This window comes from Aureibacter tunicatorum (assembly GCF_036492635.1).
Taxonomy (GTDB): Bacteria; Bacteroidota; Bacteroidia; order Cytophagales; family Cyclobacteriaceae; genus Aureibacter; species Aureibacter tunicatorum.
Genome location: NZ_AP025306.1, coordinates 583,307 through 608,684 on the forward strand (window position 1 = coordinate 583,307; position 25,378 = coordinate 608,684).

The 25,378-nt window shown below is 37.3% G+C and carries 20 protein-coding genes; 15 read left to right on the forward strand and 5 right to left on the reverse strand.

Annotated features, from left to right (window positions below):
- The first annotated feature begins 347 nt into the window (after window positions 1–347).
- Together AABK36_RS22465 and AABK36_RS22470 are read left to right on the forward strand one after the other, a co-directional pair.
- Window positions 348–533, forward strand: a complete 186-nt coding sequence (locus tag AABK36_RS22465) for a histone H1 (RefSeq protein ID WP_309940808.1) — start codon at window positions 348–350, stop codon at window positions 531–533.
- A 140-nt stretch (window positions 534–673) separates the two neighbouring features.
- The gene (locus AABK36_RS22470) at window positions 674–973 is read left to right on the forward strand and encodes a DUF3817 domain-containing protein (protein ID WP_309940805.1); all 300 of its coding nucleotides are present in this window, start codon (window positions 674–676) and stop codon (window positions 971–973) included.
- Between the two features lie 56 nt (window positions 974–1,029).
- Here AABK36_RS22470 and AABK36_RS22475 read toward each other — a convergent pair whose 3' ends face one another.
- Complete coding sequence (locus AABK36_RS22475; protein ID WP_309940803.1) at window positions 1,030–2,820, reverse strand: helix-turn-helix domain-containing protein; 1,791 nt, start codon at window positions 2,818–2,820, stop codon at window positions 1,030–1,032.
- A gap of 151 nt (window positions 2,821–2,971) precedes the next feature.
- Between AABK36_RS22475 and AABK36_RS22480 the strand changes: the two genes are divergently transcribed.
- The 6 genes from AABK36_RS22480 to AABK36_RS22505 all read left to right on the forward strand — a co-directional run bounded on the left by AABK36_RS22480 (window position 2,972) and on the right by AABK36_RS22505 (window position 9,010).
- Entirely contained in the window at window positions 2,972–3,808 is an 837-nt protein-coding gene (locus AABK36_RS22480; RefSeq protein WP_309940802.1) for a helix-turn-helix domain-containing protein, read from the forward strand.
- Between the two features lie 85 nt (window positions 3,809–3,893).
- Entirely contained in the window at window positions 3,894–4,427 is a 534-nt protein-coding gene (locus AABK36_RS22485) for a carboxymuconolactone decarboxylase family protein (RefSeq protein WP_309940801.1), read from the forward strand.
- 9 nt (window positions 4,428–4,436) lie between these two features.
- Window positions 4,437–4,763 (forward strand): thioredoxin family protein, encoded by a 327-nt coding sequence (locus AABK36_RS22490; RefSeq protein ID WP_309940800.1) that lies wholly within the window; start codon window positions 4,437–4,439, stop codon window positions 4,761–4,763.
- Window positions 4,764–4,904: 141 nt separating this feature from the next.
- A complete protein-coding gene (locus AABK36_RS22495; RefSeq protein ID WP_309940798.1) occupies window positions 4,905–5,435 on the forward strand; it encodes a GNAT family N-acetyltransferase in 531 nt (176 codons plus the stop codon).
- Window positions 5,436–5,491: 56 nt separating this feature from the next.
- On the forward strand, window positions 5,492–7,444 hold the full coding sequence (locus tag AABK36_RS22500) for a hypothetical protein (protein WP_309940794.1): 1,953 nt from the start codon (window positions 5,492–5,494) through the stop codon (window positions 7,442–7,444).
- A 204-nt stretch (window positions 7,445–7,648) separates the two neighbouring features.
- Complete coding sequence (locus tag AABK36_RS22505) at window positions 7,649–9,010, forward strand: hypothetical protein (protein WP_309940792.1); 1,362 nt, start codon at window positions 7,649–7,651, stop codon at window positions 9,008–9,010.
- A gap of 84 nt (window positions 9,011–9,094) precedes the next feature.
- Here the strand turns inward: AABK36_RS22505 and AABK36_RS22510 are convergent, their stop codons facing one another.
- Entirely contained in the window at window positions 9,095–10,324 is a 1,230-nt protein-coding gene (locus AABK36_RS22510) for a DUF418 domain-containing protein (protein WP_309940790.1), read from the reverse strand.
- 235 nt (window positions 10,325–10,559) lie between these two features.
- Here AABK36_RS22510 and AABK36_RS22515 point away from each other — a divergent pair, with 235 nt between their 5' ends.
- The 3 genes from AABK36_RS22515 to AABK36_RS22525 all read left to right on the forward strand — a co-directional run bounded on the left by AABK36_RS22515 (window position 10,560) and on the right by AABK36_RS22525 (window position 14,839).
- Window positions 10,560–11,147, forward strand: a complete 588-nt coding sequence (locus AABK36_RS22515) for a DUF4291 domain-containing protein (RefSeq protein WP_309940788.1) — start codon at window positions 10,560–10,562, stop codon at window positions 11,145–11,147.
- Window positions 11,148–11,267: 120 nt separating this feature from the next.
- Entirely contained in the window at window positions 11,268–13,088 is a 1,821-nt protein-coding gene (locus tag AABK36_RS22520) for a hypothetical protein (RefSeq protein WP_309940787.1), read from the forward strand.
- 101 nt (window positions 13,089–13,189) lie between these two features.
- A complete protein-coding gene (locus tag AABK36_RS22525) occupies window positions 13,190–14,839 on the forward strand; it encodes a hypothetical protein (RefSeq protein WP_309940785.1) in 1,650 nt (549 codons plus the stop codon).
- Window positions 14,840–14,910: 71 nt separating this feature from the next.
- Here AABK36_RS22525 and AABK36_RS22530 read toward each other — a convergent pair whose 3' ends face one another.
- Window positions 14,911–15,774, reverse strand: coding sequence for a LysR family transcriptional regulator (locus AABK36_RS22530; RefSeq protein ID WP_309940783.1), 864 nt, complete (start codon window positions 15,772–15,774; stop codon window positions 14,911–14,913).
- 97 nt (window positions 15,775–15,871) lie between these two features.
- Between AABK36_RS22530 and AABK36_RS22535 the strand changes: the two genes are divergently transcribed.
- Window positions 15,872–16,591: a class I SAM-dependent methyltransferase gene (locus AABK36_RS22535; protein ID WP_309940780.1), complete on the forward strand. Its 720-nt coding sequence runs from the start codon at window positions 15,872–15,874 to the stop codon at window positions 16,589–16,591.
- A gap of 51 nt (window positions 16,592–16,642) precedes the next feature.
- On the opposite strand, the gene AABK36_RS22540 is transcribed toward AABK36_RS22535, so the two are convergent.
- Window positions 16,643–19,024 (reverse strand): LamG-like jellyroll fold domain-containing protein, encoded by a 2,382-nt coding sequence (locus tag AABK36_RS22540; RefSeq protein ID WP_309940779.1) that lies wholly within the window; start codon window positions 19,022–19,024, stop codon window positions 16,643–16,645.
- Between the two features lie 285 nt (window positions 19,025–19,309).
- Here AABK36_RS22540 and AABK36_RS22545 point away from each other — a divergent pair, with 285 nt between their 5' ends.
- On the forward strand, window positions 19,310–20,632 hold the full coding sequence (locus AABK36_RS22545) for a hypothetical protein (protein ID WP_309940778.1): 1,323 nt from the start codon (window positions 19,310–19,312) through the stop codon (window positions 20,630–20,632).
- 80 nt (window positions 20,633–20,712) lie between these two features.
- On the opposite strand, the gene AABK36_RS22550 is transcribed toward AABK36_RS22545, so the two are convergent.
- Window positions 20,713–21,918, reverse strand: coding sequence for a S41 family peptidase (locus tag AABK36_RS22550; RefSeq protein WP_309940776.1), 1,206 nt, complete (start codon window positions 21,916–21,918; stop codon window positions 20,713–20,715).
- 158 nt (window positions 21,919–22,076) lie between these two features.
- On the opposite strand from AABK36_RS22550, the gene AABK36_RS22555 reads away from it, so the two are divergent.
- The gene (locus AABK36_RS22555) at window positions 22,077–22,895 is read left to right on the forward strand and encodes a GNAT family N-acetyltransferase (protein ID WP_309940775.1); all 819 of its coding nucleotides are present in this window, start codon (window positions 22,077–22,079) and stop codon (window positions 22,893–22,895) included.
- A gap of 68 nt (window positions 22,896–22,963) precedes the next feature.
- Window positions 22,964–25,378 (forward strand): hypothetical protein, encoded by a 2,415-nt coding sequence (locus AABK36_RS22560; RefSeq protein ID WP_309940774.1) that lies wholly within the window; start codon window positions 22,964–22,966, stop codon window positions 25,376–25,378.

The following is a 25,378-nucleotide window of genomic DNA, read 5'->3' on the forward strand; positions in this document are numbered from 1 at the left end:
TTAATTTTAAAATTCAAGAATAAGACAATTTATCGAATTTTTACATGCGAGAGCTTTCTTAAGTGGTTTCGGAGGCCTTCAGGAGATTGTGGGCATATTTTTACCATTAAAAAACTGCAAATTTTGTCTAAATATTACATGGGAGGAATTATTTATGAAAAAATTGGGAAATATTTGAAACTATATTTATAATTGTTGCTCAGAGTAGCTGACAAAGGGTTGCTGCTTTGTTTTTAAATGAATATTTTTTTTAAAAAGTAAAAAAAAACAGCAAAATTGGGTTAATAATTGCTTTCTAACCAAAAGTGTATTTATATTGATCGAAATATTTATAAACAACTATTTTTATGGAACTATACAATGAATTAAAAGAGCTAATTTTAGCGGTAGAGAAAGATGCTGACGCTTTCTATAACAAGAACAACAAAGCTGCTGGTACAAGAGTGAGAAATGCTATGCAAGAAATCAAAGGCAAAGCTCAGGATATCAGAGTAAACGTTTTGGATGTTAAGAAAACAAGAGAGGAAGCATAATCATTTTTTGATTTCATCTGAAAAGAAATTTGAATCCGAAAAATGGATCATCAAATAAAAGAGACTCAATTTTTGAGTCTCTTTTTTTGTTTTAAGCTTCGCAGCGCGATAAATTGCAAAGACAATCAAACTTCAAGCGTATGAAAACGACAATTGGAAAACTTAGAATTGTAGGACTGATGGAAGGATGGTCCTTTATCATTTTATTGGCTATAGCAATGCCTCTGAAGTATTACGCAGGCATTCCTGAAGTAAATAAAGTCGTGGGGATGGCTCATGGCGTATTGTTCGTGGCGTACGTGTTTTTGGTTTACATGGCAAAGACTGAGTATGAATGGTCATGGAAAGACACGATGATTGCCATGGCTTGCTCGGTGATTCCTTTTGGAACATTTTACGCCGACAAAAAAATATTCAAAAAACAGCAAGTATCTGCTTAGTAATTAAAGAAATTTGAAATTCCGGCGCATGAGCTGGAATTTCTCTTTGGATTTGATTATTTCTTTGAGTTTATATACTCTTTGGGAGTCATTCCCATTTTCTTTTTGAAGTAGGTATTGAATGTGGTTTTTGAATTGAAGCCACACTCGTAAGCTATGCCGGATAAGCTCAAATGGCTGAATTCCGATTTCAGTGAAACTTTTTTAAACTCCTCAAGACGATGGTCATTTATGAATTCATTGAAGTTTTTATCGAATTCATTGTTGATCAATGCGGAAAGCTCATGGCTATTGATATTCAGTTTGTTAGCAAGCTCATTAAGGTTGATCTGCGCATCAAGGTAGGGCTTTTCATTTGACATGAGCAGGTTTAAGCGATCTTTAGCATTGGAGATTTTGTGTTCAGATAATTTTGATTGAATTTTTTTAGAAAAAAGATGAGGCGGGAACAAACGATTTTTTGCTTGATCGAATCTTGGGTCTTTTCTTAAGTTTTTAGACATAGGATCTGCAAAGTGAATCATGAGCAATGGAGAACCATACTCGATATTTTTTTCTATCCATTCAAAAGCTTTGTCGTATTGTTCGGAAATGGCAAAATGCATGAATTTGAAAGAGTCGGCCCTAAAGCCTAAGGGGCTTTCTGCCTCGACAATCAGCTGTTCAAAGATGTCATCTTGCTTTTTTTCCTGCTTCATCAGGTGGTAAGCGATGCATTTTATGCCTAATTCATCGCCTCTTACAAGCACATCTTTTGGAAGTGTTTCCAGCATTTTGAGGGCTGACTCAGGCTTATTGCTTAACAGCAGACAATAGCACTTTATTGTGAATGCGGGGATATTATGAGGATTGTCTTTGAGGCATATATCTAGTGCTTTTAGAGCTTCATCGAATTTTTCAAGCATATAGAGGTGGTAGGCTTTGAAAAAGAGAGTCTCGGGAGAAAGCGGATCAACTTCGTTAGCGAGTGAAAGGTGATTGGTTGCATAGCGCGTCTTTCCCGCTAATGCGTATAGGAATGATAAAAACTGTTGAGCCTCGGCGAAATTAGGATTGAGTGCGACGGCTTTTTTGGCTTCTGCTAGGCTTTGTTCATAATCGCTTTCAACAAAGAATGCCAAATTTGCTAACTGATAATGCCCTTCGGACAAATTGGGATGTAAGCTTATAGCCTTGCGAATAGTCGTGCCTGCTTCTGTCCAAGCCTCTGGTTTTACTCCTGTCGTTGCAAGAAATCCAAGACAGTCTGCAAGCCTCAGCAAGGTAATGGGATTATTTGGATCGATTTTAAGCGATTGGTTGAAAAAACCGATCGCGAGCTGTACGTCTTTTGCATTCCACTTTCTGAAATAATACAAGCCCATAAGCGAGAGTTCATATGCTTTTGATTGTAAATGGCTATGCATTGAATCGTTGGCGTTTGTTAAATTTCCCAAGCCTAGATTTAGCTGCTTTGACAGTTGCATTCCTATTTCCGAATGAAGATCATGGAGTTTATTTGTAGAACTCTCAAATCCATCAGACCAGATGACAGTATCATTCTCTGAATCGATTAGGTACACTAATACACGACAATGGTTCTTTTCCCATTTGATTTTTCCTTCAATGAGATGTTCAGCACCCAGTTTTTCTCCAATTTGTTGAGTGCTGAGCTCTGAAGAGTCAAGCTTGAAAGATGAGCGTCTTGATATTACTCTCAAGGCATTTTGATTGGATAAAAGAGACAATATTTCTTCGGCTATTCCTTCGCCATAAAATTTAGCTTTTTCATGTTCTTCTTCACAAGAAAAAGGCAAAATAGCAACTTTGGGAAGTTTAGTCGAATTGTTTTTTAGCGAATTATCCATTTTTGGGGAATTGAAAAATATCGGGAACTTATTAAATTGGAGTTTAATTTATAGCAGTTTTTTAATTATTGCAATTTCTATTTATTCGAATAGAAGTTATCATGTTTGATTTGAGAATAAATTGGATCAGATCATAGAACGAGGGCACAAGATGAAATTTGAAGGAAAGAATCAAGAATATTTGGAAATCATTGATATCGATGGAAATCTGGGCAACTTTTTAGAACATTCTAAAAATAGCGAGTTGTCATTAGTTTGGTTTTATGATGACGGAAATAAAATTAGAATTGATACGGTAGATTATCATTTCGACAAGAATGACATAGTTTGCTTGACAGAATTTCATAGAATAAAAGTATGCAAACTTGGTAAAGCCAAGTTGATTAGATGGAACAGGCCCTTTTATTGTATTGTTGATCATGATAGCGAGGTGGGTTGCAAAGGTGTGCTTTACTATGGATCGTCGAATGTGCCGATGTTAAGGCCTGAAAAGGAGGAGTTGGAGATATTGCAAGTGGTAATGAAGATGTTTTTGATTGAACTGGGCTTTAAGGATCATTTGCAGTTTGAGATGCTTCAATCCATGCTTAAGAGGTTTTTGATATTATGCACAAGAATATACAAATCGATGAATTCCGCTGGTATGCTGGATCATTCAGGTGTGGAGCTCATACGAGAGTACAATTTTTTGGTGGAGCAACATTTTAGATCAAAGCATACAGTTAACGAATACGCTGAATTGTTAAACAAGTCGCCAAAGACTTTGTCAAATTTATTTAAGAAAGCGAGTGGGACTTCTCCGCTTAAGTTTATACATAATCGCATAATACTGGAAGCGCGCAGAGTTTTGATTTATTCAGAAGTCCCCGTGTCGGAGTTGGCTTATGATTTAGGATTTGCCGATGTGCAGGTTTTCAGTAGGTTTTTCAAAAAGCAAGAAGGTATTTCCCCTCAAAATTTCAGGCTAAGGGAAAAAATGACAACATGATAGGAGATAATGCCTACCATTTACCTGTTTGAGTCGCTGATATTTGTATTGTTGATTGAATGTAGAACAAAAAAACAATATTAAAATGAGAGATTACACAGTTCCCCAAAAGAATGAAGTTTCAGAAGCTAATCAAGCGATTTTTGAAAATCTTGAGTCAAAATTAGGTTTTGTTCCCAACCTCTATGCGTATTATGCTAAAAATGAAACAGCGTTAGGCGATTACCTGTCATTTCAAGGACGCAAGTCTACATTGAGAGCTAAGGAAAAAGAAGTGGTGAACTTAGTGGTTAGCCAGTTTAACGGTTGTCAGTATTGCTTGTCGGCTCACACGGCGATAGGCAAGATGAATGGATTTACGGACGAAGAGATATTAGCGATCAGGAAGGGTGAGATTTCTTTTGATGCGAAATTATCGGCTTTGGCAGGCTTGGCGCAAGAAATCGTAGCCAACAAAGGGAACGCTAGCGAGTCATCAAGAGAGGCATTCTTTTCAGCAGGGTATGATGAGTCTAATTTGATAGATGTTATTGTGCTGATTGGAGAAAAAGTTATCAGCAATTATATTCATAATTTCACAAAATTTCCAATTGACTTTCCCATAGCGAAAGAGATTTAAAAAAATAATATGAGAACCATTAAGAAAATATCTCAATACGAAGAATTATTGAATGAGGGCAAACCTCTTTTAATAGATTTTTATGCCGATTGGTGTGGCCCTTGTCAATCAATGATTCCAACTTTGGATAGAATAGACGACGACTTTGAAGAGTTAGTTATTGCTAAAGTAAATGTTGATGATAATCCCGCATTGACTAAAAAGTTCTCTGTTAAGGGCATTCCCGCTTTGTTTTTTATGAATGGAAGCGAAATCGTTGACAAGGCGGTTGGATCACAACCTTATCCGAAGCTGGCAGAAAGAGTGGAAGTCTTTTTGAAGAAAATTAAAGATTAATATATCTATTGAACGCCACGATATTATTTCGTGGCGTTTTTATTTTAATCGAAGTTCTGTGGATACTTAATTTTTTCGTGAGTATTTATTAAATTAATCAGAAGTGAGTTTAAGTTTTTTACTTGATTAATTTATAATGCCATGTTTTTAAATGATTTCAGCACACAGAGATTCTGCTTGGAAGAGCTTTCAGAATCTGATTTTGAGTTTGTTTACGAGTTGGTGAATACTGCAGGTTGGATAGAGTTTATTGGAGATAAAGGCGTAAGGAGCTTTGAGGATGCTCGCGAGTATGCCAAAAAGATGTCGGATGCGCCCAATATCGAATGGTGGAATATTAAAATGGTTGATACTGGTTGCTTGGCAGGGGTAATTACCTTTATCAAACGCGATTTTTTAGATCATTATGATATAGGCTTTGCTTTGTTGCCAGAATTTGAAGGAAAAGGAATTGCTTTTGAAGCCAGTAAATTAGTGATGGACCAAGCATTTGGCAGTGGAGAACATGATGTCATATTGGGAAGAACCATGAAGAAGAATTCTAAATCGATAAATTTATTGGAAAAATTGGGATTGAAACTGTTGAAAGAATCAGAGGATGACAAGGGTGTGGTAAACTGCGTGTTGAAGGTTGAGAAAGAAGAGTACTATTCATTAATGACTCAAGATTAATCGCAATCCCTAACAAGTTTCTGAACTATCAGTTTGATTTTTATAAAGTCAAATGAATGTTTTTAAGCAAAAAAGCGGGAATATGTGATGGAAAATTTAAGCAGAAGGATACTATCCAGATGTTTAAAAAAGTAAAGGGGGGAACTTATAGTCTTCCCAACAGCATATGCTTTTTTGATGAATTGCAATGGAATGAAGATGATATTCGTGAGGAAATCGTTAGAAAGCGCCGTTTGTTTTTTGAAAAAGATGGCGCAATGCATGTGAAATCTTCTAAATCCCATTTAGAAAAAAGAAACAATCCAATTGAAGAAATAGGAACTCAAAAAGCAGGGGATTTGCCTGATTTATTGGTTAGCGATGGAGGCGAATTGGCCATTGTGGATACGCCCAAACCAAGAATGTATTATGCGACTCCTGAAAATATCGAGAAAACCAATCGCGCATTGAATGAAAGGCAGTCTGAACTGAGCGTTGTACCTCAAGCTAAACATGCTTTGAGTATTTCCAGTGATTCAGAGGACAAGGAATTGATTGCCGTAATGATTGGCTTTAACAAGAAAGTCAGGGATGAAATAGGCCATGTTTCTCAATGCACTTCTTTTGCTTTGCATAGCTTGAACGCAACTTTTGACAATGCATTGGCCTTTGTTTACAATCACCCATTCGGTAAGATGGATCAAGAGCATCAGTGGACGGAATGCGATGTTGACGGTTTTTGCTGGAGAGCACACTCAGGTGCTTTGGGGATGTTGGAGCATGAAGAATCAGATTTTTTTGGAAAGACTTTGGAAGACCGTAAAGTTGATAAACAGTCGGTAAAATCCGGGTTCGTAGAGGCTGGAGTATCTCGGTTGAATCAACAATTTGACAAACTAGGTTTAAATCAGTATGTGAGGCCAAGGCTTACAGAGATGGTTATGTGCAACGGCTTTAGTTGGACGATTTCAGATAAGAAAAAAGAGTCTTTGCCTGATGCTAAGCTTAAAAAAGATGAAGCAGCAACAGATTTGGATAGAAGAAAAAAAGGCTATGCAGAATTTTTGATGGAAAAGCATCTGAAAAAAATGGCAAGGGATGCTCATGCGGTTTTAGAATCATCGCGCACCAGATGGAATAGACATGCCGCAAGTGTTTTAGCAATGGATGGAGATGATTGGATTTCTCTTGAATCCACAAATTTTTTCACCTTTCGTAAGATGGCTTTCTTGAGTCAATTTGATAAGCTATTGATCAAGCACAAGGGGTTGAGAGAAGCATTGGATAGGTATTTTGGTGTGATTGGACCTGATTTGGTCGTTGCTCCAGCAGAGAAACGAACGGGTTTGATTAATGAGTGGGTGAAGAACAAGCTCAAATTAGAAAAAGTGGGACAAGAGGTTCAGGAAGAATGCGAACTTTTAACCAAAAGGTTTGAGGATTTGGGTAAAGTTGGGGAAGGCAGGTTTTTCTTTTTGAGTATGTATGGACGAAAAGATGGACAGAGTTTTCATGAACGAGTTTCTCCTATGTGCAGCGGTAAGAAAATGACTTTTAGGATGAGAAGAAGTCAAGAAGCGGAACTTGAGGAGCTCAAATATCGCATGCAAGAACAATTGATTCGCATGAAAGATGTGCATCTCAGAGTTGATTTCAAGGATAAAGAATTGAATGAAGCTTTGTCTTTGGAAATGGAAGCGCTCTTGCCAAAGTATGAATCAGCGTTTGAATATATGAATAAACAGGTTGTGTATGAGGATGCTCTGTATTTGGCAAGGGATATAAGATCAACTTTGAAAGACGAGGCAGTGGATATATTAAGATACATATTTTCACTGTTTCTTCGAAGTTTTGGCTTCTCCACTGAAGGGGTGGAAACCCACTCATACAGCAAGATGGACACAGAAATTAGAAAGTTATACATTTCATTCAGCAATGAAAAAATGACTGAAAATGCCCGAGCAACCATGGATTTTATGCATCAGTTTGATCGAGTAATGTATACCTTGTCCCCATTGGTTCGGATTTAAGGATTAATTTTTAAAGGCCAGTCAAATGGACATCTTTGGCTAAAATCTTTGATATTATTAAACGATCTAAAGCAACAAATATATTCGAATTTTAATTATTAAATTAGCATCGATCAGTGAGTTTTCATGTATCAAGCCATTGTCAAAAATAGGATCTGTAGAAAGAAAGATTCGAATTCCTCGAACGCTGAAAGCTCCATGGATATGATGAAAACTCCTTTGATGATCCAGAGGAAACAAGAGCAACCACAATGTTTTGCAACACAAAATGTCATTCAGCGTTCTATCGGTTTTGAATTGGAAATAGGTCCATACAGTCAATTATTCGATAGCGAAAATAGAATGTATGAAAAAAACCGGCGATTCAATGCTGGCAATCCTATGACTCAAGATGAGTTGGATCCGGATAATGTGTTTAAAAAAGGCAAGGTGATGGTGGAATGTCCCATGTTCGATGTTACCGTAGATGTCTCTTATAAAGACAAAATTCCTTATGTCGAGATAATTACAAGAGCTTTCCCTGAAACAGAGTTGGGCTGGGAAATGCTGAATACCGCCATGCAAGAGATCGAGGGAATAGGAGATATGATAGCATTCAATTGTTATCATCATGCTTTCTTGGGCCACTTTTGGCGATTTGGAAAAGTGGAGCCAGAGTATAAGAGAGCAATTTTTTTATGTCCGGATAAGCCTACGGGTTTTTTTCATGTCACTGCAGGAGTTGATATGAAGAAAATTCCGGAACTATTTAGTGATCTGGCTTACCCTGATGACGATGAGTTTGAAAAGCTGGGCAAGCGAAGAGAGCAAGGAAGGGAATTCTTGATGCCTCCGAAGAAGGATGAAGAAGACCCTTTGGAATCACATGCAAAACAATTGATGCTAGCTGACGTAAATCGAGCAGTTGACGAGTTGAAAAACACATTTGCAATCGTGGAAAACCCTGCTTTGGAAGGTTTGTTATTGATGATTGGATTTTATCTTTATCAGTCTATCGAGGAAGTGCAAGAGTACCCAAAGAGTTTTACTGCGCTTCTGTCGAGAACCGACTTTTCTCGACAGTTTAGTATTCTTCCTCGTCGAATTCAAGCTTTGCTTTCTGATAATGATTTTTCGCTTTGGCTGGATATTACCGGAGGGCTAAATGATTTGTTGGGATGCGGAGCATTGTCTCAGCCCTTTTTTGCGAGAGGTACAGATTGTTATTTTGAAGATGATGAAAGATCAAGGAGGATGTGTGAACTTAGCAGGGAAGAGTGGTTGGAGAATATTCCTAAAGGAAAAGATTTGTTGACTTCAAGAAACTATCCAAATAGAAAACACGCTAATGGTTTGGGGGCTTTAGGAGCTATGGGAGGAATGACTGATTCTGTTGGCTCCATGACTCGAGAGCATGGAAGCATTATTGAATTTAGAAACACCAAGCAACCATTGACGCATAAGGAATGGAAACCTTTTGCGCAAAAAGCATTCAAGTATATTTATGCTTTGAATAAAGGCTTGGGTAAAAAGTATGGAGAAGATTTCAAGATTAACAGAGATACTGACGTAGGAGAGTCTTATTGAAATGTATTGATAAATGTAATAATAAACAGCAGAACTAATAACTATCAATAAATTGAAGAATCAGTTCTGCTGAGAATGATAGCTTTATCTAAGCCTTGCCCATGTTCCTTTGTGCCAGAGCCATTCCAAGGGACCTTTTTTGAATCTACTCAGCCATAAGTGGCAAAACCCCAATTGAACCAGAAAAAATACGATGCCAATTATAAGGCTGTATGTTACACCATATTTTGCCGCCCAACCCAAACCGTACATGTAGTATAGATAGCCGCCAATCATGGATTGAGTGATATAATTAGTTAAGCTCATTTTCCCATAAGGAACAAGCGGTTTTGTTATTTTTTGAAAGAAAGGACTAGCGTAAAGTATCGCAAACAAGGATATCCACACCAAAGTGCAGGATAATTTCCACCACATATCGGTAATCACGCCCACACTGTTTTTGATATTGGCAACAGGATGTTCGTTGAGAAAATTGTTCGAGAAGTATAAAGGGACGCTGATTATGAAAGCAATGAATAGTGATTTTATCCAGAATTTTTTGTTTGCTTCAAATTGAGTGAATACCTGCTTTTTTCCTAGCCAAAAGCCTAGAAGAAAAAGTCCGCAGGTTTGTGTAAACCTGCCGTTTTCCACAGCCCAAAGCAAACTCCATAATTGGCCTTTAGTCAAGTTTTGAGAATATGTTTCCCATATATTTCCAGCTTTAATATAATCCATTACCCCTTGCCACATGCTGCTTGAAATTTTTGCTGGCATTGTGTAGTTTTCAGTTAGCGATTGCATGATGAAATGGTACCATTCCATAGGCTGGGCTAATAAGCAAACGCTGGCAATCAAGACTGTATTTTCCTTCCAGTTTCTTCCTATAAAAAGCACTATCCCGCATATCGAGTATAGTAAAAGCACTTCGCCTGCAAAGAACATCGCATTTACACAAGCAAAAAAGAACAAGAGCAATAACCGCCATAAATACCTAGGGCCAAAATCCTTTTCTTGGCTTTGTTGTTTATGGTTCATCAAATAGAATGTAAAGCCAAACAACACAGCGAAAATGGAATAAGTTTTACCTCCAAAGAGGAGAAACATGGTTTCCCATACTTTGGAGTCCATCCAAGTTAACCATTCTGCCTGTCCAGTTTTATCGGGAAAGTGGTAAAAATTGAAATGCTCGATATTATGAAGCAATACAATAGCCATGACCGCAAAGCCTCGTAAGGCATCTATCATGGAAATTCTTGGTTTTCGATTGGTTTCTTGTCTTTCAAAGTCAAGATTTGAATTAGACTTGGTTTGAGGAATAAATGTGGTATTCATAAAAATTAAAAAATAGATAAGAATTGTCACTCACTAAGTTATGAACTTTAAGAGCCAAAATCTATAGCTAAATAGCAATAAAGTATTATAATGTTTTATTAGTTTGAATTTTTTAAGGTGATTTTGAATAATATTGCAAATAATTAAAATTAAGTTAGTCAAATATGTTTTTTTGTGTGTAATTTATGGTTTTATTGTTGATTAAAATTTTATCATTTATATAAATACAGGTTATTTGGAAAAAATAAAATATAAAGATTACGAAAAGCAACTTCCTCAGTCTGGAGAGTATATTTTAGGGCAAAGAAATGGAGAATCTGTGTATGTGTATCAAGCATACAATCATGCGATAGCGAACTTTGCTGTTGAGAATCAAAAGTTTGGAGGGAGAAAGTTTAGCTTCAAAAGAATGACATGGATCAAGCCTAATTTTTTATGGATGATGTTTCGTTCAGGATGGGCTTCAAAAGAGAATCAAGAAAGAATATTGGCAATAGAAATACCTTTGGCATACTTTAAGGAGCTTTATGACAAAGGCGTGTACTCTTCATTTCGTGAGGATAAATATGATTCTTTCGAAACATGGAAAGAGTTGGTTGCTCAAAGCGAGGTAAGATTGCAATGGGACCCTGATCATGATCCTTATGGAGAGAAGATTGAAAGAAGAGCGATACAGTTGGGTATTAGAGGAGATGAGCTTTTAGCTTTCAATTCAAAGATTATATCTATAACTGATTTGACCGATTTTGTTATTGAGCAGAGAGAAGTAATGCAAAATGACTTTAAAGCTTTGCAGGTAATCAAGGAAGAAGTTCTTTTGTGAGGAAAGCATTTAATACCCCTATTTTTTGGTGTTTTTAAACTGTAAGCAGAGCTTGTTGTTAATTGATAAAGTTCTGTTTAAAATCAATTTGAAGGTTAAGCCGTAAATCTAAAATCATATATGCTTGCAGGTATTGGAAAAGCATTTTCTGGAAACTCTAAGAGAAATACGCAGAGAAATAGCATTTCCAATGGTCAAGCGAAATTGCCTCCAAGCCAGACTTCAAAAGCCAGCACTATACAATGCGCAAGATTGAAGGCGGATGCGAAAGAGTGGTATGGTAAAAGAGGAATAAGGCAAGATCTCGATCGTCAAAGATTCGTCAGAGCCTCTATTCGCAAGTCGATAATTTTGCCAGTGACTTCTAGTTACCCTCACTTGACTTTGGATATTGAATATGCTAGGCCTTTGGATAAGGTGAATGAAAAAGTTGAACTAATTTGCCATCAAATGCATTATTCTCGATCTATGGACGCTCCTAGAATTTTTTTTGAGGAGGACAGGGCTTCTGGAGAGTTTCTACCTATAACAGATGATCCAGCTTTGCCAGATGTTTTACCAAAAATTTTAAAATGGATTAGCCAAAGTGGCTTTGATATTAAAGTTAAAATTCCCGACGGCATGGCCTTGAGAGAGCCTGTGGCTAAAAAAAAGAAAAAGAAGAAAAAAACTTCAGAGGTTGTGGGTGAAACTGATTTGGCTTTGGAAATGGAGGCATTGGGAGTGGAAGAAGTTAGGGAAAAACATGCTGTGGAAACAGTTGAGGAAGCTGGATCAAGTGCTTTGCAGGATACAATAGTTGAAGAAGAGGATATTATACCAACCGAGGCTAAGGTTAGGAAGAAAAGAAAGAAAAAATCACGCAAAACTGATGGCATGGAATCGGACCTTGCCAAAGGTGATCAGCCTGCAAGTGTTTTTGAAGAGCAAAAAAATGCAAATACTGATTCTCAAACATCGGCAATATCAAAGCCTAAAAAGAAAAGGAAACCGGCTAAACTGACAGCCGAGGAAAAAGAGAAGAGAAGGCTGGAGTATGAAAATTTCAGGTTGGAAGATTCATTGAAATTTGAGGACTTGAATCCATATTTTACTCGATTATTCGATGAGGACAGTGCGATGATGGATAAGTTTGGATCTATTCAGACGATGTTTGAGGCAACAAGATATCAGAATATCTTTTCAAAGATTGAAAGAAGAGTTTTTGACGAGGAAAGAGAGTGGAAAAAACGAAATTTCCACTATTATTATGAAGCGGCGAAAAAGAATTATAATACAAAAAGACATGTCAATTACTCTGACTGGATGTTGGAACGGGAGGCTAGAAGCATAGTTCCCAGAGCTAGCGAGTTCCCAATGCCCCTTTTTTTACCCCAAGATCTAAAGCTTGATATGGAGGATGAATTTGAAAAGAATGCGTTCAAGTATTGTTTGAAATTGTCTTTGAATCTGTTTTCTATTCAGCTTGAAATATTGAGGTATATGGAAACCTCTGGATTGGCAAGGGAAATGATGGATTTTGTACGCGCGGTTAATGAGAAAGGATCATTTTTCAACGCTTATGCTTCTGTTTGGCTTACTGAGAGATTGAGTGTTGATATTACATCTGTTCCTGACAAAATGAAATTCAAAGGAAAAGATATTGTCTTGGATCCTTTGACTCTTGATGACTTTCTGACTGAATGCGAGAGATATTGGGATGAAAAAATGCCTTTGTTTTTGGCTCATAAAGAAAAAGCACGAGAGATTGTCATGATTTGGAGAGTGTCGAATCCTGAGGAGTGTCGAAAATTGGATGCTGAATTTGCCAAATTGTTAGAGACAAAAGGAGGAGACGCAAAATTGTTGACTTACGAGGAGATGGAGAATATTCTTAGCATTAATGGTTCCTCAAGTACTCAAGAAGCCTCGGCATCTGGATATACAGGCGTAACAAGATGATTCATTTCATAATAAAGTATTCAGCAATTCTTAAAACACGGTAGCTTGGTGCTTGTTCCAATGTAGTCGTGTTATGAATAATTGCAAATCATTTCTTATAGATGCTAAGTAATGAAAGCCTTGAAAATACAAGAGCATATGAATATTCCAGTAGACCTCAAGCTACTAGCGACAATTGCGTGTCCAAATTTCCACCTCCTTGTTTTCAAAGCTCATCCAAGCCACTGCAGTGCGCAAGATTGAAGGCGGATGCGAAAGAGTGGTATGGCAAAAGAGGAATAAGACGAGATTTGGAACGTCAAAGATTTGTCAGAGCTTCTATAAGAAAATCGATAATTTTGCCGGTGACTTCAAGTTATCCTCATTTGACTTTGGATATTGAATATGTCAAACCTGTGGATAGAGTGAACCAAAAGGTTGAATTGGTTTGCAATCAAATGCATTACTCCAAATCAGCAGACAGCCCAAGAATATTTTTCGAGGAAGATTGGAGTACTGGAGAATTCGTCTGTTTGACGGATGATCCGCAATTGCCTGATATATTGCCAAAAATGATGCAGTGGATTAGAAACAGCGGATTGGATATTAAGGTCAAGGTGCCAGATGGAATGGTGCTAAATGAACCGGTTGCTAAGAAGAAAAAGAAGAAGAAAAAAGCGACTGCAAGCACGGGGACAGAAACTATTGACTCTAAAATGGACGAATTGGCGATCGATGAAACCCAAGCCAAAGACGATCCAGTTTTGGAGCAAGAACCGATTGCAGTGGCTGCCCGATCCAAGCCAAAGAAGAAAAAGAAAGCCACTAAATTAAGCGCTGAAGAGAAAGAGAAGAGACGACTCGAATATGAGAATTACAAGTTGGAAGGAGAATTGAAGTTCAGCGATTTGAATCCTTATTTTACTAAGCTTTTTGATGAAAATCCTTCCATGTTGGCCGAATTTACAAGGCATCAAATCAAAATCGATCAAATAAGAGCGCGTGAGATATTTGTGCCTTTGGAAGATCGAGTGATGAAGGAACGTAAGGATTGGGAGAAAAAGTTCTTGCATTATTATTATGAAATTGTCAAAAAAGACCAAGTCAATAATAAAAGAAAGCATGTCGACTTTTCGCGTTGGGTTTTTGAAAGAGCGAAGACAAGCATAGTTCCCAAGATCAAAGACTATCAATTATTGCATTTTATGCCTCAAGATATGCGTTTGAATCCTGATGATGAATTCGAAGGGAGAACTTTCAGGTATTCTTTGAAGCTATCGGTTGATATTTTTACGATTCAACTTGAAATTTTAAGGTACTCGGAAGCCGCTGACTTTGCCAATCAAGTTTTTAAATTTCTCCATGAAGTAAATGAGGAAGATACATTTTTTTACTATTATGGACATAAGTGGAGAGTGTCGAAATTAAAAAAAGATTTGGATGCGATTCCAGATGAAATGAAAATGGCAGGAGACGATAAGTTGATGGAATTCAAACCTACGGAATTGGATGACTTTATTATGAGGTGCGAGGAGTTTTGGGATGAGCAAGTCGCGATTTTTTTGATGCACAAGAGAAAAGCAATGGAAATGATGGCCAAGTGGCGAGACATGTCGCCTCAAGCTATGCGGCAATTGGATATGAAGGCTAAGCAATTGGTTGAGGGGCATGGGGGGAATATGAAAGCGATCACAGTGGAAATGTTGGATGAGTTGTACGAAAAGGAATACGCTTCTAAGCATGAAGCGGGTGCCGTTGCCTCTAAAAGATAGATTATTTCTCAATTAGTCATTTATGATTTTTTTAATCATCCTCTTCCTGAGAAAAATAGATTCAATCATGGTTATTTCTCTTGGTTTAAAAGTATTTGAAGAGCTTTCTCAGTGACGATAGATGTATCGTTTTTGGAAGTTGCGATTAAGACATTAGTGTGAAATTTGGGGTTTAATTCCAGAAACTTCAAGTCTGAATATCTCTCTTTAACTTTTGAGGGAATGATCGATATGCCTAAACCGGCTTTAACCAGCTCGATAATTGAATTGATATTGTTGGCTTCGTGGAGAATGTTTGGCTTAAATCCATAACTAGAGCAAATTTCCATCAGTGATTGGTGGTAAGTTGGCGCATAATTTTTATTGAAAAATATAAATGATTCCTTTGACAGTTTTGAAATATCTTTTTCAAAAATAGTTTTATCATTCCAAACCAATGAGAATGACTCCTCATACCAGAAATTACTATTTATAATGGGTGACATCACTGGAGCTCTCAATATTCCAAAGTCCAAGCGTTCTTGCTCCAAGGCTTGAACTTGTCTTGAGCTGGAAGCTTCAAAAAGTTTTATATTCAGAAATGGGAAAAGCTTGGTCAATTGATTTACCAATCTAGTGACTTCATTAGTGAATGTGGAACTGGTGTAAGCGATTTTGTATTCACCACTGATATTGTCTGCGATTTTTTTAGTTTTTATTGTCGTCGCTTCAAGCTGATTTAATATTTTTCGCGCTTCAATTTGGAAGAATTTTCCTGCTTCAGTTAGAATTACTGATTTATTGTTTCTATCAAATAATCTCGCACCGACTTCCTCTTCCAGTTCTTTGATTTGTCGGCTAAGCGGTGGTTGTGAGATGAATAGTTTTTCGGCCGCTTTTGTGAAATTTAATTCTTCCGCGACTGCCAAGAAGTATCTTAAATGCCGTAATTCCATGCTATACTTTGAAGGTATTAATGGGTGATAAAATAAGTCTTTTTAAGTTGTTTTTCAAAATTATATTTTGTGTTCATATTTTAAAAATTGCATGAAAATGAAAAAATCGACTATTAATGAAATAAGAGATCGTTTTGATCAGGATGTTGAAAGGTTCTCCAATTTGGAAACAGGGCAGACAGCTACTATTGACGCCAGCTTTACTTTAGATTTAGTGACAGAAGCTGCTAAATGCATAGCGCCGAATGCAAAGACAGTCTTGGATGTAGGTTGCGGAGCTGGAAATTTCACATTAAAATTGCTTGAAAAGATAAGCGATTTGGACTGCACAATGGTAGATTTGAGTCAGCCGATGCTTGATAGGGCTTCGAAGAGGTTGAAAGAGAAAACAAGTTCTAACGTAAATGTTAAGCAGGGGGACATCAGAAATGTTGAACTAGAGGAAGGCGCATTTGATATTATTCTTGCTGGCGCTGTGTTGCATCATTTAAGGGATGAAAAGGACTGGGAACTTACGTTTGAAAAGCTTTTCACTTTGCTCAGTCCAAATGGTTGTTTGTTGGTTTCTGATTTGCTTATCCATGATATTCCGTCGTTGAATGATTTTGTTTGGGAAAAGTATGGAGAATATTTGACTTCGTTGAATGGAGAAGAATATAGAGACAAAGTGTTGGCATATATTGAAAAAGAGGACTCTCCAAGATCCATGAGCTTCCAATTTGAATTGATGAAAAAAATAGGCTTTCAAAAAATAGAGATATTACATAAAAATTTATGCTTTGGGGCTTTAGCAGGTATTAAAAATTCCAAAGCTTAATATAAGAATAGAGTATTGGGCGGAAATATTTCAAGCCCAATGCTTTGCGGGTTATTCAATAAAATTTATTTTTATAATTTTTGCAGATGCTCGTTTGTTTTTACTTTTGATATTCAGAAAGTAAGTGCCCTCAGGCCCATCGAAATCGAAATTAAGTTTTTGTCGATTTTCATATTTCTCTTTGAAAATTATTTTTCCATTTGCATCGCTTATGGATACTTTTACTATGTTTTGCGGGTTTGAAAATATGATATTGATAATACCATTTGTTGGATTTGGATATATTGTGATAGATTCCCCAAATGAGTTTTCGACAATGCCTACTTTTGTGATTTTAACACAGTTGGTCGTGTCAGCACAGCCATTTTTTTCAACTACCGCCGCGTAGCTTCCTTCATTTTGAGTGTTGAATATCTGTGCATTCGCATTTGCTATTACTGCATAATTTTCTTCACAGTCCAGCCATTGATAATTAGCATCTGCAGGATAAGCTGTCAATGTTTGCCCATCCGCTTTCGCCATAGCTTCCAAATTATGAATTGTTAAGTTTAATTCAACGATTGAGTCGCAGCCATAAGAATTGGTGAGGGTATGATAAATGCCGGAAGCGCTCGAAGAATATGTATTTCCATCAATCCAAGTAAGACTGTCGCAAACTTTTTGAATATCAGTGCTGAAAGAAGAATTGTTTATCTTCAAGTCTAGCATGACTACTGAGTCGCAACCATAAATATTTGTCAAGGTATCAGTAATGCCTGAAGCATTGGCGAAGTATTTTTTTCCATTGCTCCATTCCAAACTATCGCATGCTGTAATTGCATCAATTTGAACAGTTGAGTCGCAAACACAAATGGAATCATTGTAAACTTGCCAAGTATTGGAAATGGAAAAATAGTCTCTTTTGAGTTCGAGCTCATATACTCCTTCTTTAAAATCAGTGATTTCAATAGTATCCAATGTGCTGAAAACCTGTCCGTCTTGTTTCCAAGCTATTTCATAATGTTCTGCTGAATTAAAGCCATTGATAGTTTCTAGCTCATCTATTTTTTGCATTAGATGTCTGGATGCTTGAGTTTTGTGATTGTTGCCGCTATAGTCTTCGAGAATTGTATCGTCTGCTCTACAGTTCACAATCATAGGGTAATAAGCTACAAGATAATTTTTATGAGGATTGAGTTCAGGATCTAAAGCCGTTTGCATTAAGCTGGAAAAGTCTGCTGAATTTAAGATCTTGTTCCAAACGGAAACTTCAGTGATTTTTCCATCGAAGAAATTATTCATACTCATTCCAGAGCCATATTCAGCTCCGAGGGTCATAAGACTTGAAGTGTTGATAGTTAGTGGATTAGTAAATGTATGAATTAAATCGCCATCTAGAAAAACTTGGTTGATTCCAGTAGACGCTTCGTAGGTATATCCAACCAAATGCCATGTGGAGTCAGCCAAGTATTTAAGAGTATTTTGAGTCTCTGAGCTATTGGCAACGATTAGGTTCTTGTTTTTATTTACTCCCAATGTAGAAATCAGATTTCCATTTGATGAGCTGAAACTTGCAATAGACGAGTGATTCAAGCTGTCTTGATTAAGTATTTGCACCCATGTAGAAATAGAAAAATCTGAATTTTCAATCATCCCCGTAAGCGTGTCAAGTTTGAGGTTGTCTTTGGATTTTGGAGAAAACTCAGTAAAAGAAACTCTGTGTGTAACAGCGTGGTTTTGCATTGTATCCAGTCCAATACAATATGTCTGATCAATGTAGAGATTTTCGCTATATGCTTTATGGTTGTTTTTGAATCGGGTGAATATGAGGCTGTCTTGAGCACCCTGCGTGTAAACTGTATCAATGTAGTTTCCGCTTATTGTGTAAATATCTCCTGTAGAAGAGATATAGTCACTGCCGTCGCAAATTTCCACTTCAATTGTGGCGCATTCATAACCATCAGGACAGTAGGGTTTGAAGTCAAATGTCACGTCAGTATTTGTGCTGCCAAAATCGAAAAGATTATAATAGTTGAAAACCAGCACATAATAGACTCCTGGCGATATTGTTTCGTTGATATCGTCATTCAACCACCTTTCCTCGTTCCATGAATACCCTTTTCCAAGTTGAAGAGTATCCCTGTAATTGCATGAATTGCCTTGATCGCTTAAAAAGTACAGTTGATTGTCGCTGGTAGGGTATTCGTTGGCTGGCAAATAAGCCAACAAGCTGCCCGCTCTGTAGGGATCAAAATTGCTGATAGTGCCTCTCAGGGATCCAAATGTTGAAAGCTCGATACGATATACTGCTGTTGAGCAACATTGAGTTGGACAACCGTATACATTATAGTTTTGGCCTCCCAAAGATGTGTTGACTGTGCTATCCGCATAAGGGAACGAATTGACAATTTCAGCAGTTAGAATAGACCGATTCGGTGGAATTTGTGCGTTCATTTTATGCCAAGCTAGCATGATACAGATTAAAATGATCAATTTGAGAATGGCAGGAAAAGGTTTCATGTGATTGATAAGATTGTAAAGTAAATAGATGACTAAATGATTGAAATCAAGTGGCTTAGGACTTTAACTGCATTGCGATAATTGAGCCAAATATTAAAAATTTTTAATTGAATTTGAATATTTATTTTTTGATAAAGGTTAAGAATGGCAATTGAAATATAAAGGACTTAGCTTAACAAAATTGATATGCAAATGTTCTTAAATGAACTATATAAATGATTGAATTTGAAGATTCCATTGAAAGCCAATTCTAAGAAAGATCCGCTTGTCAACGAAAACAAAGAGGGCGTTGCCAAGACTCCACCGATCATTGATGGAATTGTCCAAAGAAAAGTGGGGTTTGAATTGGAAACCAATTGGTTTATCAGCAAGAATTTAGGAGTTGATGACGAGGGCAAGCCAAAGTTAGATGGATTGAAGAAAAGAGATCGTATAGGGCCTGATATTTATGAGAATTTTTATATTGAAGCGGATCAAGCTGGAGTTAATTTTTTGGAACATAGAAGTGCTTCTTCGATAGAGTTCGTTGTTTCACCGCCTTTTGAGGAAAGTCCAGATGAATTGCCTCGATTGGCAAGAGTGATGGATCAAGTCTTTGCTGTTACGGAGAAGTTTCGTCAAAAGATGCTTTTGCATAGAAAGCCTTCGGATTTGTTTCCGGAGCTTTTGGTTCCAAATTCATTTCCTTTAAGCGAAGTAACGGGACGAGCTTGCGATGCTGAATACTTGATTGAGCCGGATCAATCTAAAGTTACTGGAGGAATTCAGGTAACAACTGCCTTGGATATGGGAAAGTTCGGTTTAATGGAATCCCTTTGCAGTAAAGAAGATGATTTGCCGATATTCTTTAAGCAATTCGCACACTATATGTCCGAAAGAATAAATCTAGTGCATGATAGGGAGCATTTGAGTCCTGAGCTTCAAGGATTGATGGGCGTTTTGGCCGCTTACATTGAAATCGGTTCATATCCACCGGATATTCTCAACCCTCAAAGGTTTCCAGATACCAAAGACGCTGGTCTTAACTTGTTTAGCTACGCACTTCCTTATCCAAAGAAATTGGGTGATAATATTATGCTGAGAACTGATGCGGCAACAGCTTTGGAGACGATTCCGAAAGAAGAGTTGAGTCGATTAAGAGCGAATCCGCATTTTTGGAAAAGAATGATGATGATGTCTTCTGGATTAATGCCTGATTTTATGGATAGACCATTGTTTGAGACGGGAATGATGGAATCATTTGTAAATGAAAAAGGAAAGGCTGATGAAAAGTGGGTTCCGATATCACCACTCAAGCGGTCGGAGTGGTTGGAAAGGATGCTCTTTGGACAGGATTTATTGGCTGATATTGAAGAAGCTCCATGCATCAACAAGTGGAAAGGCCTGCTTGAGCCTATTGGTCCTGTTTCTGAGCAGAAGCTTGCTCCTGTATTTGAAATTAGGCATTTTCAAGGAAGATCTATCGATGCCAAAGATTGGAAAAAAACGGTGCTGTCAATATTTCGTTTTATTCTCAAATATCATGGGCATGATATTGCATAAGCGTCTGTGTGAGAGAAATAATGCCTAAACTAAGGGGTATTTAGGCATTATTTTATTCAATGAGTATTTAAAATAGAACTTTAAATGCTTGATTTAGAATTGATGATATCGCGGACTTGTTCTATCCAGTTTGTATTCATATCAAGTTTAATATCCGGCACAGCCCCGTTCATTTCCAGATACTTGTTTTTGCCATGTACTTTGAAAGGAATAGTGGCTTCAAGTGAACTTGAGGGTAATTTATGATGGCTTATATTACCGACTTCAAAGATTACGGTTCCATTGGTTCTATGGCCGAGCACGGTTGTGTTTTTCAGTTTACGCACTCTTTCAGTAAAAATTTCTCCATTGCTGGCCGTGTTAAAATTGGTAAGCACATAGATGTTATTTCCGCTTTTCGCATAATCTTTAAGGATTTTCAAAAGTAGGTTTGAATTTCTTGGTCCTCCTCCGTGATTGTCCCTTAAGTCGACAATAAGGTTTTTCTTGTCGATAGTGCCAGTCAGTTGATCGTAGAAATCTTCGGCTTCTTTAAGTGTAGGATAAAATGATAAGAAGCTAGCTGCTTTGATGTATGTTGTTTTATGATCAATTTCTTCGCGGTGATAGGTTTTGGATGGATGGATAGCTTTGGAATGGTTGGCTTGGTTTGGATCTTTTTGAATGTCGGCGCCAAGAAAAATTCCACCTTCGATCTTTTCTTGAAAACTTGTTAATGTTTTGCTTGAAACACTTGCCATGATCGCTTTGTACGATTTAAAACCATGTGGAATTAAATAGCCTAATATTTCTCCTTCTTCGAATAATGGCTTTTTGGATTGGAGGATAATAAGCTCGAGTTTCTCATTTTCGATTTTTCTGACGCCTATGGATAATTGTTTGTCTTTGTAATAATAAATGCCTTCATGATTTTCAAAGGATTTTTTTTCAAGCTCTGCCGTCAAGGTTTCAAGGTTCATATTTGTTCGATGAAGTTTAACTTGATAGTTAGCGGAAGTATCGCTTTTTTCTTGAAAGACGCGCATATGATTGTCCTTTAGAGACATTATCATTTCATTCATGAGCAAATGGCAATCAAATAGGTTGTTGGGTTGGTTAATTTTTTGCAGCGCTATTTGATAAGCTGCTTGATATTCTTTTTTATTTTTTTTAAAAGCGGGGCTAATCTCACTGATTGTTTGATGTAGATATTCAAGATCAGTTGCGCAATCGCAAATGTCTTGGCTAAAGGTTTTATGCAAAGTCAAAAAGCTTAAAGCAATGAATAGTATGTTGATTTTTTTCATAATTATTTCGTTTTCTAAATCTTGAATCAAAGATGGACATTCATAAAGTATATTTGGATAGAAAAAGGGTGAATCAGGAAAAAAAGCACTTGAATCAAGAAAAAAACATGCATAAATTATCTTTTTAATTATGAATATTATTTTTTAAGTATAATTACATGGAAATAAAGACATTGGAAAAGGTTTCTTTTAAGGCAATTGTAGAGTGCTTTTTAGCCGCTTTCTCGGATTATTTTGTCGCTATGCCTCAAGAAACGTCTTATTATGAGAAGCGTTGGAAAGCTGCGGGAGTGGATTGGAAATATTCTTACGGCGCGTTTGACCAAGATAAATTAGTAGCCTTTATTATACACGCAGTGGATTATAGGCAAGGGAAGAAAAAAGCGTACAACACGGGAACAGGAGTCTTGCCGAGTCATCGAGGAAATAAGCTAATTAAGCGCATTTATCAAAAGGCAATGATCGATTTGGCGAAAGCGGACTTCAATCAAATAGAATTGGAAGTGATCAAAGAAAATATTCCAGCTTTAAGATCATATCAGTCCATTGGTTTTGAAATAAGCTCAAGTTATAAATGCTATTCGGGAGAAATTAGTTTAGGCGATATTTCAGAGCAAGCATTTGAATTAAGAGAAATTGACAAAGGGGAATTTGATTGGGAGTTGTCTCAAGGTAAATATTCTTGGGATTATCAGAAACCCTCTTTGGTATCCGCTGATTACAAGTATTATTATTTGGTTGTGCATGGAAAACCGGAATCATACTTTATCATCAATGCAACTGGGAATATCGGGCAGTTTGATGTTTTGCAAGAAAACGATAATGCTTGGAAAAGATTGATGAAGGCTATTGCAAGCGTTTCAAATACTGTGAAAATTATCAATGTGGATGAAAGCAATGCCAGTAAGGTACAAATTTTAGAAAGGCATAACTTGAGAAATACTGTCGATCAGTATGAGATGCTTTTGAGGATTTAAATGGAAGGATTCAGTACAAAACATTAGATTGATCCTATAGTTTTTTCAAGTATAAATGCTTGTCGTACATGTTTCAATCTGCTTCAAAATTTTTTTCTTCATCGCGAGACAGATCGCTAAGCAGATCGGAAAGTATCGCTAAGGCTCCGCCAAAATTCGAGACTCCTGTGCAAGCTATGTTCGGAAGTTATGAGAATTTTAAAATGCTTTCGGATAAAGATGATAAGAATAGCGACATTTCCAGAGAAATATTCATGTTGATACAAAGCTTTTTGGAAATGAAAGATCAATTCAGCGATGTCAACAGAATCAGCTCTTTTGGCGCGGAAAAGATGATGAGCGAGATCATGAAAGAGCAAATGATTTGCTTGCATCGATTGAAGGAAGCGGTTAAGGAATGGAGTAGAAGGAATCCTATACCTCAAAAGCAACTAAATACTCATCCGAATGTAAAAGTGTATGCGAAATTAATGGATGATATTTTTGAAGCGCAAAGAGATATTATTCATCGCATGAATTTTTATTTGTTTCCATTGCCAATGCCTTCGGATTTTGGCGTGGAGCTTTATCCAAAAACGATGGACGATAGACAAGCACGTCAAAGCGCGTATGAATCGAGTCATTTAGCTCCAATTTTAAAACGATTGACAGGGGAGTTTAAAACACAATTTAAAATAGTTTTCAGAGGCTTGTCGTGTGAAAGGCTTCAAGCGGAAAAGGATTTTAATACTTTATGCTTACTGCTTACGCATACAGTGACAGGTTGTAATTTGTTATTGCAATTGCATGATTTTTTGGTTAAAAGCCCTCATGAGTTGATAGTGATTTCTAGACCCGATTTAGCGACTCATGGGACTATATTTATTCCCGCTCCGACAGGTGAATTGACACTTAATATGTTGGCAGTGCAACCTTCCGAACAATGGGCTGCTATAAGTCAGCTTAGAGAAGGATTGTTCGGATCACAATATGGATTAGGAATCAATCCTCCGGAGATTTCATTTGCTGAAAGCTTGGCTTATTTTGAGGCAGCGTACAAGGCGGAAAAATTAAAGAAAGCATCTCAAAGGGTTGCTGTAAATATACGATCCGAAATGGGTTTGCCTCGAAAAGTCGCAGAAGAAAATTTTATTCTGGGAAAAAAAGAAATGCGGCAAACGACTCCTGCGGATCAATCGAGTGAAAAGAAAACAAGAAAGCTTCATTTTCATCAACATAGAAGCCATTCATTGCAGTTTCCTACAGACGCTTTGACGAGAAAAGGAGTTCAGGGATTCTGGCAGATGTTTTTTGAGCAACCTAATTACGATTTCGGAAAAGTAGAGCGTTTGGGCGTCGCAGGATTGGGAAAAAACAGCAAAGTATTTTTTATAGAGAGTAGTGATTATGGTGGAAATCCTGTTGAATACGCGCTTAAGTTTTTTTCCGCTCAAGGCAATAGGCCTGAACAATTGGAAAAGGAAGCGATAGCGAATAATTTTATTCGAATGGTGGGAAAAAGGGTTGCTGCTCCTGAGTGCAGACCTGTAGATACAGATGATAAAGGCTTGAATCGTTTTGTTGCTCAAGTGAGCAAAAGAGGATATCCCGCTTTTATTAAGACTCGACTGGCCAGTGCTTGGCAAGAAAATCAATTTAATGATTCGCAAGTCGCGGGATTGCTTATGCGGAGGGTTTTTGGTTCCTCAATGATGATGAATACATGTCTTGACGGCGGAAGCGACCGATCTGGAGAAAAGAGGAGGAGGTATGAGCTCAATGAGCAGCTTTTTACTGACAATCCGGAAATCTATCTTGCCATTGGAGAGTTGTCGGCCTATAATTTAGTCATGGGAAATGCTGATTCGGCAATAACAGGCGTGAACTCCGGCAACATGCTATACGATGTGCAAAGAAAGATGCTTAATGTATTTGACCAAACTATCTCGCTTTTTGACATGGCAGTTATGGGAATGATTTTCACTTCTGGTTTGGATTGGTCAACAGGAGATGAATTAAGAGAAATGATCGCTGATCCTGATAAACATTCCGAACGTTTTAGAAAAACCACGGCTAATATCAGAGCTTTTGTGCCTTCTTTTCTAACCAATGAATTGAATTTTTTCCTAAAAGATCAATGGGATAAGTCTGTGTTTTTAGCGAGAATGGCACATGTTACCAGAGAGAATTTTCCTGCTTTTAATGTACATCCGATGCTTGTGTGCACCGGTTTTGTTGAAGGTTGTTTGAGGCTCTTCGAGCATTCGGATTTGCGTCAGATTATGAAGCAAATTCGTTGCCTGTCTTTTCCTCATGAATTCGAGGCTTTCTTGGTGAGTTGGCAAAAGGTTGAGGAGACGATTGACAACGTTGGATATGAGAAACTAAGAAAGAAAGTCGCCGAAAATCAATCGAAAACATTGGAAGCTGGCTTCGATTTTGCCCATAGAAGCCAACTTAAGATGTCTTCATTGAGAAAGCCTTTGCATGTCACAAGTTTATAA

Coding starts and splice junctions, on each gene's coding strand:
- AABK36_RS22465 (WP_309940808.1), top strand. CDS start 348: ATGGAACTATACAATGAATTAAAAGAGCTAATTTTAGCGGTAGAGAAA.
- AABK36_RS22470 (WP_309940805.1), top strand. CDS start 674: ATGAAAACGACAATTGGAAAACTTAGAATTGTAGGACTGATGGAAGGA.
- AABK36_RS22475 (WP_309940803.1), bottom strand. CDS start 2,820: ATGGATAATTCGCTAAAAAACAATTCGACTAAACTTCCCAAAGTTGCT.
- AABK36_RS22480 (WP_309940802.1), top strand. CDS start 2,972: ATGAAATTTGAAGGAAAGAATCAAGAATATTTGGAAATCATTGATATC.
- AABK36_RS22485 (WP_309940801.1), top strand. CDS start 3,894: ATGAGAGATTACACAGTTCCCCAAAAGAATGAAGTTTCAGAAGCTAAT.
- AABK36_RS22490 (WP_309940800.1), top strand. CDS start 4,437: ATGAGAACCATTAAGAAAATATCTCAATACGAAGAATTATTGAATGAG.
- AABK36_RS22495 (WP_309940798.1), top strand. CDS start 4,905: ATGTTTTTAAATGATTTCAGCACACAGAGATTCTGCTTGGAAGAGCTT.
- AABK36_RS22500 (WP_309940794.1), top strand. CDS start 5,492: ATGTTTTTAAGCAAAAAAGCGGGAATATGTGATGGAAAATTTAAGCAG.
- AABK36_RS22505 (WP_309940792.1), top strand. CDS start 7,649: ATGATGAAAACTCCTTTGATGATCCAGAGGAAACAAGAGCAACCACAA.
- AABK36_RS22510 (WP_309940790.1), bottom strand. CDS start 10,324: ATGAATACCACATTTATTCCTCAAACCAAGTCTAATTCAAATCTTGAC.
- AABK36_RS22520 (WP_309940787.1), top strand. CDS start 11,268: ATGCTTGCAGGTATTGGAAAAGCATTTTCTGGAAACTCTAAGAGAAAT.
- AABK36_RS22525 (WP_309940785.1), top strand. CDS start 13,190: ATGCTAAGTAATGAAAGCCTTGAAAATACAAGAGCATATGAATATTCC.
- AABK36_RS22530 (WP_309940783.1), bottom strand. CDS start 15,774: ATGGAATTACGGCATTTAAGATACTTCTTGGCAGTCGCGGAAGAATTA.
- AABK36_RS22535 (WP_309940780.1), top strand. CDS start 15,872: ATGAAAAAATCGACTATTAATGAAATAAGAGATCGTTTTGATCAGGAT.
- AABK36_RS22540 (WP_309940779.1), bottom strand. CDS start 19,024: ATGAACGCACAAATTCCACCGAATCGGTCTATTCTAACTGCTGAAATT.
- AABK36_RS22550 (WP_309940776.1), bottom strand. CDS start 21,918: ATGAAAAAAATCAACATACTATTCATTGCTTTAAGCTTTTTGACTTTG.
- AABK36_RS22555 (WP_309940775.1), top strand. CDS start 22,077: ATGGAAATAAAGACATTGGAAAAGGTTTCTTTTAAGGCAATTGTAGAG.
- AABK36_RS22560 (WP_309940774.1), top strand. CDS start 22,964: ATGTTTCAATCTGCTTCAAAATTTTTTTCTTCATCGCGAGACAGATCG.